Origin of the sequence: Methylobacterium sp. Leaf94 (assembly GCF_001426045.1) — a bacterium.
GTDB lineage: Bacteria > Pseudomonadota > Alphaproteobacteria > Rhizobiales > Beijerinckiaceae > Methylobacterium.
The window spans coordinates 1-12,633 of the sequence record NZ_LMRM01000039.1 but is presented as its reverse complement, the minus strand read 5'-3'; the positions used below and the strand labels follow the sequence as shown (position 1 = coordinate 12,633).

General features: G+C 60.6%; 8 protein-coding genes. All 8 read right to left on the bottom strand.

Features of this window, described 5'->3' with window-relative positions; all coding sequences use genetic code 11:
* Positions 1–1,920 (bottom strand): M10 family metallopeptidase C-terminal domain-containing protein (locus tag ASG63_RS18210; protein WP_156394243.1); only part of this gene is annotated, 1,920 nt, incomplete at its 3' end.
* A 679-nt stretch (positions 1,921–2,599) separates the two neighbouring features.
* Positions 2,600–3,208, bottom strand: a complete 609-nt coding sequence (locus ASG63_RS18205; protein WP_056219731.1) for an SGNH/GDSL hydrolase family protein — start codon at positions 3,206–3,208, stop codon at positions 2,600–2,602.
* A 346-nt stretch (positions 3,209–3,554) separates the two neighbouring features.
* Positions 3,555–4,997 carry a hypothetical protein gene (locus ASG63_RS18200; protein ID WP_056219727.1) on the bottom strand — a complete coding sequence of 481 codons (1,443 nt, stop codon included), beginning with the start codon at positions 4,995–4,997 and terminating at the stop codon, positions 3,555–3,557.
* Positions 4,994–6,385 carry an oligosaccharide flippase family protein gene (locus ASG63_RS18195; protein WP_210166850.1) on the bottom strand — a complete coding sequence of 464 codons (1,392 nt, stop codon included), beginning with the start codon at positions 6,383–6,385 and terminating at the stop codon, positions 4,994–4,996. The genes ASG63_RS18200 and ASG63_RS18195 overlap by 4 nt, the downstream gene beginning before the upstream one ends.
* Positions 6,386–6,514: 129 nt before the next feature.
* Positions 6,515–8,758: a GumC family protein gene (locus ASG63_RS18190; protein ID WP_056219720.1), complete on the bottom strand. Its 2,244-nt coding sequence runs from the start codon at positions 8,756–8,758 to the stop codon at positions 6,515–6,517.
* 152 nt (positions 8,759–8,910) lie between these two features.
* Positions 8,911–9,918, bottom strand: a complete 1,008-nt coding sequence (locus ASG63_RS18185; RefSeq protein WP_056219717.1) for a glycosyltransferase — start codon at positions 9,916–9,918, stop codon at positions 8,911–8,913.
* A 137-nt stretch (positions 9,919–10,055) separates the two neighbouring features.
* On the bottom strand, positions 10,056–10,652 hold the full coding sequence (locus ASG63_RS18180) for a CatB-related O-acetyltransferase (protein WP_056219716.1): 597 nt from the start codon (positions 10,650–10,652) through the stop codon (positions 10,056–10,058).
* On the bottom strand, positions 10,649–11,701 hold the full coding sequence (locus ASG63_RS24580) for a glycosyltransferase (protein ID WP_082559384.1): 1,053 nt from the start codon (positions 11,699–11,701) through the stop codon (positions 10,649–10,651). The genes ASG63_RS18180 and ASG63_RS24580 overlap by 4 nt, the downstream gene beginning before the upstream one ends.
* Positions 11,702–12,633: the final 932 nt, after the last annotated feature.

The following is a 12,633-nucleotide window of genomic DNA, read 5'->3' as shown; positions in this document are numbered from 1 at the left end:
CAGGGCCGCCACCATCGCAGGGCTCAGCAGACCCGTCCGATCCACCCCCGACGCGTCCGCGTACGAAACGCTCTGACCGACGATCGACGTCGTCAGCAAGTCCCCCAGATCCCCGTCCGAATAAACCAACGTGCCGGCCAGATCGTGCTTGATCGCGGTGCCCTCGACGATGCCAGCGTTGGCTGAGTTGGTAATGGTCGGTGCCAAGTTCGGATCTTTTAGGGCGATGTTGAGCGACGCACTGGCGACCTGACCCCAGATATCCTTGATGGTGTAGGTGAAGTTGTCGACCGCATCGGTCGGAAGCGATCCGGCGGTGCGCGTGTAGGCGTAGCTGCCGTCGAAAGCCATGACGAGGGTGCCGTACAGACCCTTCAGGACCGTACCCATCGAGGTGCCCCCGATGCTCAGAACCGTTGCCGCGTGATTGGCGAGCGGGATCACACCATCGGAGGCCGACACGGCGAAGGATCCGCCGATGCCCTGCTTCAGGGTGAGGCTCGCGTTGGAAGCCGTCAGGGTGGGCACCAGGTCAGCTCGGTCGACCAGGATAAAATCGCTGGTCTTCAAGGCGATCTTGCCGTTCAGCTCCAACTTGAAGTCGGTCTTCAAGTCGCCATCAGCATCGAGTTCGATCGTGGTGATGCCCGAAGCATAGGTGTAGCGCAGCTGCCAGGCGTGGCCAGTGTAGCTTTCCGAACCGAGCCACTGCCAGTTGGAGAGGACTTTCGGGGCGCCCGTGATCGCTGCGAGGTCGATCCGATCCTGCCCCTGGTTGAAGTCGGAGATCCGGTCGACACCATCGTCCGTCAGCGACCTGTAGACGAAGATGTCCTTGCCTCCGCCACCCGTGATGAAGTCGCGACCGCCGCCACCGACGATGACATCGTTGCCGGCCCCACCGACGATGTAGTTGGAGCCGCTGCCGCCGAGGATGTAGTCGCCCTTGGCCGTGCCGATGATCGCCGCGCCGGGCGCGGCGGCGGCGATCTTGTTGAGGCTCGACAGGTCGGGCAAGGCGCCCACGGCTTCCAGGCCCGGGGCATCCGGGCGGCCGCTAGCATGCATGTTGTCGGCGTAGACCATGTCCTTGGGCCGCGAGGTCTGCTCGAGTTCGCCGTACAGGCCGTAATCGATGACGTTGCCGACGACCTGTACACCGGTGATCGAGCCCACCTGGGCTGCCGAGTGTGTCTGGGTCGCGCCATCCGAGACCAGGACGCTGTAGCTGCCGCCTAGGATGACGTTGTTCTTGACCAGAACGTCCGAGACGTTACCGGCCTCGCCGGTGATGCGCACGGCGTTGTTGGTGGCGACCCGGGCATCCGCGCTGGGGCGCCAGTCGATGACGTTGTCGAACACGACCACCGGGCCGATCGTCTTGGGGATCCAGATGCCGTCGGAATGTGCACCGCTCGCATAGCCCCCGCCCGCGATGTAGTTGCCCGAGATCGTCCCGCTCTGAATGCTCAGCGCATCGTTCGGCGCATCCACAAAGCTGCTGTTCGTGATGACGGTGTTGTAACCCCGCGAGACCACGAAATCGACATACCCAGCGCGGTCGAGCTTGAGACCGTCAAAGCTGGACCGGTCGATCGTAAGGTTCTTCGTTCCGGCCGCCGAAGTGATGGAGTAGGTGCCGACCGACGCGTCGAAGCTTGAGTTCTTGATCGTCACGTCGTCAGCCTGCACGATGATCGCGACGCCGCGAAAATCGTAGCCATCGAAGGTGACGCCAGACTTGGTTACGACGAGTGTGTTGAGAGCCTTATTGTAATAAATTCCGTCGGCACTGGTCAAAGTTGTAAAGCTCTTCAGCTGCGATAAGCCAAGCGGGTTTCCGACAGGAGCGTCAACCCCAGCGATGCCAGTCAGCGAATTATTAGAAACGATTTTCGCGATGTCTTTGGCGATCTGCATGACTGCCTCTAGCTGCCTCTTTCTTAGGAGGCGTAAGAACTTATCCTGCAGTCACGTTTGCCGAACGCCCTCTAAGTCCGCGTGTGATGATTCGATAAAATACAATGCAAGTCAGCGTATCGTTGTCGAACCGGGGAGATACCTAAGCAATCCTTTCCAAGGTCTGGTTTGCGCTCCTCAGCCAGTCGTTCCCATCTGTACCCTCGCGTACAAACAGGAATGCCCCCCCCCGGCAGGGCGGCGTGGAGAGCAGATGCGGACCGACCGACATCGGACGCGTCATAAGGTGCGTCTGAAGGACACGGTGCTGCAGGCGGACCTGGACGGGATAAGCCGCCGGGTGGCGCGGGCGGATTCACCCAGCAGTCCGGGAGCGACGTCTCCGCGCCCAAAGCCGGCAACGATCGTGTGGCACCTGCGGATCGTGGCCGCGTGGCAGGCGCTGCCAACGCGCAATCCGCCGTCGCGTACCGTCTAGGGTGAGTTCCGGCGCTGGATCGGGAAGGGCCGGTTCGAGGACCTGATGCGAATTCCAACCCGCCAGCAGCGACGGCGTTGCGGACATCGCCCAGAGTGCGACCATGTCAGAGGGGGCACGTGCCTCACCCCAACCCTCTCCCCCACGGGCGAGGGCGTTCGTTCCGACCCAGATGACCGAAGCGATCAACCGAAAATGGTATCAGGCGCCGCAGTGCGGAAACAAGGCTTCCTTAATCGCCGGCACGATGATCCGTGTCGCAATCTCGGATCTGGGATGGCTCCCATCCGGGAGAGCGGCAGCGAGTTCGGACGCGGACAAGGCGCGCCATCCAGGGCGATGGTCTATGAAGGTGAGGCCTTCTTGCGCCGCAACGCGAGCGTAAATATCGTAGTAATAGTTCAGAAAAGGCCTGAGGACACCGCGTAGCCCGATCACCGGATTCATAGCCATGAGAACGATACGGGGCACGGTGGATCCGTGCCTTAACCGGGCGATGATGGTCCGAAGATTTGCTTCGCTCTTCGACGGCAGAATCCATCGATCCAAAGCGGCATCATTCGCCGAAAATTCGATGAGGACAATGTCGGGCCTCAATGCAACGACATCGGCAACGGCGGTGAGCGCCCAGGCCGACGAGGCGCCACTGCGGGCCAGGATCTCAACCTCCACGGGGCGCGCGACGCAGGGTTGAATGGCGCGAGCCAGCGCATCCTGCCATGCGCCGCGCGCCGTCAGGCTGGTGCCGAAAGTGACGATGCGGAGCGGGCGATCCTCGCTTCGGCTCGGTTGTACCGTCGCGACCAGCACCGTTGCGATCACTCCTGCCCAAAGGCTCACCCGACACGAAGACATCAGTGTCCGACAAGACGTGTTTCGAGGCGCCCTCCTTACGGGGCGAGGGCCAGCGATCCTAATTTCATGGCTCACGATACCTACTACCGATAGGCGCCCCCGGCTCTGGATGCTGGCGGCGCAAACTTGCCTTATCTCTGCCTTCGACAAGAACCGGGATCAAAGTCAACGGACTTCGCGGGCCCGGTCTCGATCGCCCAGCCGGACAATCGGGGTCTGGTGGCCCGCATTCGGTCGCGCACCATGAAGCAGACCCGTCGCGCCCTGTGCCCATCAACACATGTATCGCTCCAGCCCAGCATCATCGGACGCCGTTGGACAATTCATTCGGGCGCGCTGGCGGACGCGGAGGTCTGCCCCACGCACGGGCCATGCGCCACGTGCGACGCATCGGTCGTAGAGCCGACGGCGGAGAATCGTCACGCGCAGACGGATGCAGGTACAGGCTTTCCGACAGACCCGCTCTCGCCCCCAGAACCAGAGCGAGCAGTGTCCAAGTCGCGCCCCAGAAGTGCACCGTGAAGGCGTTGAAGAAGATGATGAAGATCACGATTCCTAGGCCCTGGCGGAGAATCGTGATCTGGGGATTGGGATAGCGGATCTGAGGTCTCAGCGGCATCGTGATGCCCGTCGAGAGCATTGACAGGATCAGGAGCACTAGGGCCGGGAAACCGTGCCGGATGGTCTGAATCAGGTACAGGGAATCAATGCTCGGCGGCATGTCGTCGGAGCGTAGCCAGTCGGCGAAGCCGATCCCCATCCAGGGGGCGCGGGCGACGTTCAGACCGACCCACTGCCAGATCTGCACACGGAACAAGCCGGTTTGCGGATCGTACGTCAGATTGCGGATCAGCGTCGTCAGCGGATCATCGACGAGCGCAAAGAATGTGGTGAGCAGGAACAGGGCCGTGGTGAGCAAGACCACCATCCGCCACGGAAAGCGATCGAATGCCCGGAGGAAAAGGATCGTGCCGATCGACATGTTCAGTGACAACAAGGGTGCTGACGAGAGTGGCAGCAACACGCCAAGCAGACAAACCGTGATCCACAATCCCTTCTCGCTCGTCCGCATCGCGGAATGCCCGATCATTAGAAGGCATACGACGAAGAATACGCCGAACAGGATTGGATGCTCGAGAGATCCCTGGGCGCGTACCAGTCCGAAGCGCCGTGCAGGAACGTCATCGAGTGGTGCGTGCGAAAGAATCCGGCCAATCGTCCAGACGAAATGCTGGCCGGTCAGGGTATCGAGAACGGCCGTGATGACGAGAAGGACGAGAACGAATCGGAGGACACGGATCATCTGCTGGAAGCCGGAGGTCGTTCCGAAGAAGACTCGGGCGACGACGTAGGCGAGCGTGAATTCGATCGCCGCAACGGCTCCGTAGCCCACAAGCCCCTTCACCCCCTCCAAAATACCCAGGGTCAACAACATCCAGAAGGACATCAGAGGGACGAGAACGTCGGACGCGATCGGAATGTATCCGCCCGTCGTGAGCTTGCGCCAGAGCTCGCGAAAGGCCGGCACAGCCGCAGCGAACAGGGTCAGACGCGGAAGTGTCAGAGCGCCCGTGACGAAGGTCAGCGAGGAGGGCGCGAAGAGGAAGCCCGGAAAGAGCCAGGCAACCCAATAGGCGAGCCGCGTGTTCGTGCGATAGCGGCTCTGGGCATTCCGCGCCGCGAGCCGACGCAGTCCGGGGGTGATCGTCCGGGTAACCGCCATGCGTCGCGTGAAGGCACTCATTCTGCTGCCTGACCTCGACCAGCCTCCTCTGCTGCCGGTCCGATCGGTGCGCGCGCGCGAAGGTAGCCGTCCCGAGCGGTTTGCGCCAGGAGGATCCAGGCTGCGCCGGCGATCACGATGCCGCAACTCAGGCCGATGCAGATGCGATACGAGAGCGGATCGAGAGCGGCAATCGTTGCAAACAGGAGACCGATGACCAGGGGGGGGACGATGAAGACTGCACTGGAGATGACGGCATCTCGCCAGGCGGAACCCAGTCTTGACCGTACGATGTACAGCGCGGCGCCGAACGCGATGAGTTCGCCGATGGTCATCCCAACCAGAAGGGATTCAAGCTGTGGACGCAGATACATGAGCAGCGCCCCGAGCGCGAGGCCCAGCATCGGCATCTGATTCGCGATCGCGAGTTGTCCGGTTCCACTGGTCTGCAGGAGGACAGACGTCGCCGGCTCCGTGCGGCAGATTCTCAGATAAACGACGAGGCCAACCAGCAGGATCGTCAGGTCGGACGCCACGAAGCGCGGACCGAAGATGGCCGGCAGGAAGCTCTTGGCGAGGACCTCCCAACCCAACGCGTAGATGGCTGCGACGATCGGGACTGCCCGCGCGTAGAGGCGGAGCCTGGCGGCGTACACGCTCGGCTGCGTCGAGGCGTTGACGAGGCCGGCCAGTTGGATGGGCCCCAGAAGGCGGAACAGGCCGGATGTCGGGACATACGAGGTCAGGATCACGACCGCGTAGAGACCCAATGTCTGCAGCCCCAGCATCGCCCCCACGAGGAGACGGTCGCCCTGGGTCATGATCGCGTTCCCCATGCCGTTCACGATCAACGGCAGGGAGTAGCGAAGTGCCTGACCCGTCAACGGGCCGCGCAGGATGACGGCGAACTGCGACCGAGCCAACAGATGCGTCATGGCCACGTTGATGCAGGCCTGAACGAGCAGGTAGGCCAGAAGTGCGTGATGTGTCCCGGTTTGGGTGCCGACGACGAGCATCGCGGCGATACCGCAGCCGTGAGACAGGATCGAGGCTGCGAGTTGCGGCTTATAGTGGTAGTCCCGCTCGTAGACGCGAACTTCGAGGTTCTCGAGACTCTTGATGAGAGGCAGTGGCGCGAGCCAGGCGAAGCCTGACCACTCCCCGCAACTGACCATGCCGCAACCGACTGGATAACTCAGCGTCAGGATGAGCAGTGCGACCAGGATGCCGCGCACCAGGGCAATGCCATGCGCCGTGGCAAGAGCCTCCTCGTAGCGCTCCCGGGGGGATGCCAGAACGAAACGATAGAGGCTCGTATCGGTGATCTGTTCGACCGCACCGTAGCTCGCGGTCAGCGCGGCAGCGAAGCCGAATTCGTAGGGTCCCAAAATGCGCGTGAGGATGATCATCCTCACGAATGGAACGCCTATCTCCGTTGCTCCGAGGACTGCCAGCGCCCCCGCCTTGGATATGGCCGCCAGGCGCATCGGTCGCTGCCTCTGAGATCAACCGGCAAGCGTGACCACGCACGCTACCTTTTAATGGGAGAAATACTTGGAGCTGTAATAGGTCGAGACGCGCTCACCGTATCGCGGCAAATCCTTCATCTCGGCCATATTGAGAATCGATCCCGTCAGCTTGTCGAATATCCCGGGGATCGATTCCAGCGCTTCGCTGACGATCTGCGGGTCGCTCTTGCCCCATGCCAGAACCAGCAGGAAGCTGGTGATCGAGCTTGAGACCGCCCGGACATCCGACAGCGGAACGATCGGCGGAAGATCGACGACGATATAGTCGTAATGTGCCCTGGCCTTATCGATCAGTTCACGGAAGTAATCGGACTCGAGGCTCGTCACGGGTACGCCATTCCGCGTCCCGCCGGTCGCGTTCTGGTAGTCGCCGAACTCCGGCCGCGTGCTTGTCAGGGCTGGAATGAAGTCGAAGGGAAGATCCGGACGACGGACAAGCGAGATCGGTGCAGCCGTGACGACCGTACCGTGGGGCAGGTCGCTGCCCTGCGGCGCAGCGATCGCGTTGGAGAGGCTCGGATTGCGCATGTCGCCGTCAATCAGAAGTACGCGCCGATCGTTCTGAGCGAGCACGAAGGCCAGGTTGGCGGAGAGGGTGGTCTTTCCCTCGTCGGGGACGCAGGAGATTACACCAATCACCGGGCAGCCCGCTTCGTTCTCGCGCTGATCGATCGTCGTCTTCGCAATCCGGAGCGTCTCCGCTGCAATCGTGAAGGGATTGCGTGCGGCGAAGTCGAGTGGCATCCGCCAGCCGGCGGGGGCACGCCGCTGCCCGTTCGGTTGAACCCGCGGAACGTATCCGAAGCATTCGATGCCCGAGGCTGCCTCCGCTTCGGAACGCGTCCTGATCTTCCGGTGCATCAGTTCGAGGGTCAGGGCGCCCGTCAGACTTCCGAAAAGGCCCAGGATTGCACCACCGGCCGCGAAGAGGATCCGCTTGGGTTTGCTCGGAAGCGACGGCGGGGCGGCGGCGCCGATGACGCGCGCTTCGCTGATCGGGAAATTCTGACGTTGCAGAGCATCGTTGTAGCGCTGCATGAAACCGTCATAGGACGCTTTCAAAGACTGGGCCTGCGCTTCCATCGCGTTGAGCTTGACCTGTGCCTCGCCCGTCGCAGCCGCACGCTCGAACTGCTCGGCCAGGCTGGTCTTGATCGAGTTCTCACGCGCCAGGGCGACATCGTAGTCGTTCTTGTAGCTTTCCTGGTAACGCAGCAGCTCCTTGCGGATCGAGTCCTGGATCGCCTTCGCATCGGCCCGCAGCTTAATGACGGCGGCATGGGTCTCGCCGTACCGGGATGCCAGAGAATCGGCTTTGTTTGCCAGATCGAGATACTGTGTGCGAAGTTTCGAAATGACGGTGTTCTGCAGCGCATCCGTGACCGTCAGTTCACCAATCGAGTCAGGCGAGAAGTTCATGGCCTGATCAACGCGTGCTTTCGCCTGGGCCCGCTGGGAGGCGGCATCGGCGAGTTGCGTGCTGAGATTTTGCAGTTGCTGCTCGTCGACGAGCTTTCCATCCGAGCGCGCGATTTTTGCTTTGCTCTGGTACTCGCTTGCAGCTCGCGAAGCCTTGAGCATCTGGTCAGAAAGCTGGTCGGTCCTGGCCTTCAGCCACGTGACCGCTTGCCGTGTGACCTCGTAGTCCGCATCGAGCTGCTTCTTGATGTAGACTTCGGCAAAAGCGTTCGCGATCTTCGCAGCCAGATCCGGGTTGCGAGCGTCGTATGAGATCGTGAACGAATAACTTTTGTCGACCCGATCGACTTTGAGGCTTTTCGAGACGGCGATCATCGTGTTGGCGATGCGGTCCTCTTCGTCCGGAGGCGGCGCGTCCTCGGAGAAGAGACCCTTGATCGATGCGATCAGCCCTGGGGAGGCCTGTGTGAACTCTGGATTGTTCTGCAGGTCCAGGGAGGTGACCACGCCGCGGACCACGCTTTCCGACTTGATGGTTTCCGCTTCCGTATCTGCACGTCCCGAGTCGATCATCGGCTCGTCGCGGCGCTGCGTCTGAGCATTGACCGGCTGAGCGATCGCGACGCGTCGCGGATCCAGAGACAGTTGTGCCGTCGCTTGATAGGTCGGCGTAACGAGGTAGCTTGCGGCGTAGCCCACGAACAGACCGATCGGCGTCAGGGCCAGGATAAGGCGAAGGTGCCGGCGCAGGATCGACAAGACGACGCGGATCTCGTTGACCAGAGTCGGCCGTTCCGGGAATGGAACCGCATACCCGACATTCGTCTCAATCATCAGTCACCGTAATCCATTTCGCGACTACCGGATGTTTCGCCCCGGCCAGCGTCGACGGACGACCCCACCATAGCCGAAAGGATGTCTGTTTGAAGGCCGTGCTGCGTTGCAAACGTCGAGTTTGCACCGCGACAGCCCCATTTCGACCCTTTTCACGGGCGCGCCGGCGGAGGGGCGAATTTTGCCGGAAAGCCGGTGTCACCCTTGAGGCCGCTGAACCAGCCCGCCAGCGCGACGCCGAAATTCTTGTACGCTCCCTGGGCAGCATACTGTGTCGTCAGGAGGAGCGTCGAGACGGCCACGAGCGGAAAGATTCCTGGGTAGAACCGTCGTGTGAGGAGCAGCTTGCTTCGCTCATCGAGGAAGACGGAGAAGCTGGAACGTGCCTTCCGGCTGTGATTCGAGCCGATCGTGGCGCCATGATGATGGTGGACGATGGACTCGTGCGCGTAGCCCAGCCTGAAGCTGCCTCGCCGCAGGCACCAGTCAACTTCTTCGGCATAGAGAAAATAGCCCTCCTCCATGGGGCCGACGGCCTCGATGAACGGCCGTATGACGTACATCGAGGCCCCGCAGACATACTGCATCTCGGCTTCGACCTGTGCGATGTCCGGCGTGGCGGAGGCCGGCTCTCCAAGCCCGATATTCCAACCGCGTGCAATCCAACGGCGCCAGCGGCCCCCGTACATCTGGATGCGCTGATTGTGAGTCAGGACAATGCGGCTTCCGACTACGCCGTAGGAACCCTGTGCCGCCCGTGCCTTCAGGGACTTCAAAGCCGCCGGCTCGGGCGCCGTATCCGGATTGAGGATCCAGATCGCATCCCAGTCCGGGTCCGAGGCGAGATGGTCCAAGACGGCGTTGATTCCACCTGCATAGCCGAGGTTGCCCGGCGCCCGATGAACAAAGATGCGAGTCTTGCCATCCGAAAGAGTGAGGACGCGCGTGGCAAGCCCACGCTTCGACAAGTCCGGCGCAGAGGCGTCGGCTTCGCAGAGTGGACGCAGGGAAGCGCACAGCTCTGCGAAAGCCGTATCACCGCCATTCTCGCAGATGTGAATCGTATGGTCTGGGCCGTCCATTTCCCTCAGGCTGGAGACGCATCCGACGATGTCGTCTGGACAGCGGAAACCAACGATGACGATCGCGCAGTAGCTCACGGCTTTTTCAATTCCCAATTCTAGCTTGCGGCGTCCTCGCCACGAGGACCCCTCGCGCGGTGGGCAGGTCCTGCCCGAGGCTTTCTAAGCGATCCCTCGAAGGGACCCTCCGCCGCGAAACCCGTCTCGGGCGAGAATCATGCCGCGGCGGATGCGGGTGCGAAGACGAAGTCCGGGCGCTCGGCAACCAGTTGGGACAAGGCTGTCTTGTCCAACTCCCACCAGCAGCTCTCCTCGATCCGATCGATGGTCGCTTGCGAGAAGCGCAGGCGGACGACGCGGGCCGGTGCGCCGGCCAAGATGGCATACGGAGGTACATCCTTCGTGACGACCGCGCCGGCACCGATGATCGCTCCGCGCCCGATACGCCCACATCCCGGTGTGATCGTCGCGTTGTGACTGATCCAGACGCCATCCTCAATGACAATCCGCGTCTTCACCGTTCGATCGCTCCGGACTATGCCGAAGCTGGGATCATAGAAATAGGGGTGGGTGGACAAGGCATCGATGGGATGGTTGGCGTCGAGAATGCGTGCGGTTTTTGCAATCGAGCAGTATCGGCCAATGACCGAACCGGGCGGAATCCGCCATCGATCGAAGCAGCCGTAAGAGTAAAGTCCGATTGTGATGTCGTAGCGAGATGCAAAGTGACGGCGCAGTGCCTGGCTTTCGTACTCGTTCTGACGCTCGCGGCGAAGCAGCAGGCGCTCTCGGATTTTGTCGATGATGGTCATAGCTGGGATCCAGGCTCGGAAGCCACTAGGAACTGTCGGATCGGTGCTGCCTGCGAAAGCCAGCGCTGATTGCGTTCTTCGCTGTCCCGGAGATGCGCAGTCTGAGCCGCGAAGCGGGCGTAGTCGCCGGCAATGGTCTGACAAGCGTCCATCAGGCCTGCGACCGAATTGTCGACAAAGCAGGCGGAGCCGAACAGGCTCCGCAGAAGCGGGAAATCGCTGACGATCATCGGCTTCCCTGCGCCGACCGCTTCCCCCCCCGCACTGAGCAAAACACCGTCCATGGTCGTCAGGCACAGGATTCCGGATGCCTGGGCGAGGAGTGCATCGTAGGCATGCACGGGCAGGAATCCGGTGAAGGTGACATTGCTTGGCAGAGCATCCATGAATCCCTGCTGAGCTGCGCGGGATTTCAGACCGGTAATCTTGAAGTCGTAGTCGGGCAACAATCGTGCGGCCTCGATCACATTACGCACTGGTTCGTCCTTGTGAAACGAACAGGGCATGACGAAGCACGGGCGTCCACTAGGTGGGGCTGTCGAGACCGTTTGGTAGTTGGGAGAGCGATCTTCGAGCACTCTCAAATTGCGCTTATCGACCCCGAGGCCGTGTGCTGTCGTGAGTATGATTTCATTGTGGACGAGGACCAAATCGAAGCTTCGCATCAGACGGTGCGTGAATGGAACCTGCAGCCAGGGAGCGGCGAGCGCGGAATTATGAATATCGGCAACCAAGCGGGGACCTTTCTTCACCGATAAAAGGCGTAGAAGCAGGCAGAGATGCACGAGAAAATTCGGAGGTAGCTGCACCCAGACAACGTCGGGCTTCCCCATCAGCACAATTCTGGCCGTTTGAAGGACTTGAAGCGGATATCCGATCAGAATTTTTAATGCCGTCCAGCGTGCAAATGGAGGCGGCACGAAATGTACGCGATAACCAAAATAAGCATCCATCGATGTCGGGCGACGCTGATATTTCGCCCAAACGATATAAATCTGTTTAGGGATGCTCTGCTCAGAATCCGGTGCTTTTAAAATGAGCGCCTCCATGCGCCTTGCGCCAGCTTGAGAAAGAGGCGTTTAAACGTACTTGGTCATTTCAGCCCGAAAATTCTCTACTGCCTCCTACACGGCTCGCGCCTGATGTCAAAATTTGCCGCTTAAACAAAAGTCAATGCCGTGTGAAAAGCGGACTAATGGATCGAGATTAAACTCTGGTGGAGTAGTCAGCATCATATCTATTCTTATGCTATTAATAAAAATATGCTTGTCTGAATTGGGTGTCATACTCTAGCAATTTTTGCGGAATTGACGGTTGGATGTCTAGGATCTTTGGCAATAGATATCGCCTCTCGCTTCTGTCCAGCCGACTGAATTCCTTGCCCGATGAGCGGAATCAACGCCCTGCGCGCCGAGCCCGTCCAGCGTCGTTCTCTCTGATATTCCTTCTGAATTCCGGCGTCCGGGTTGCTCTGCAGCTCAAGCTGGCATCGCTTTTGCTGACGGTGCTAGTGTTAGGATCTCAACAGACCCAACAAAATTCCGGCCCCGGAGCACAGGACGATCCGAACCGTTCATGCCTGACGGCGGAAAAATTCTATTCTCCCATCGTACGCAAGCCCTTATCTGAAGGAATAGAGCACTCTCTCAATTTCAACTCGCCCCATCATCAATTCTTCTGACCCAGCTCCAACGAGCCGTTTGTCTCCGTTCCAGCTTGATGCCTTGTCTGCATAGACATTCGGAAACCATAAGACGGGCATGATAAAGCTTCGCTGAGAAGATGTCGCCGACCGATGCGGATTCCGTCTGACAATCGACGGCAGTCGAGCCCTGGAAATCGGGTTATGCTCCCAACCGGATCGGTCTGAGAGGAAAAAACGACCCATGCGCATCTTGGTGACGGGCGGCTGCGGCTTCATCGGATCGGCTCTGGTCCTGCACCTGGTGCAGGACCTCGGACATGCGGTGGCGACGCTCGA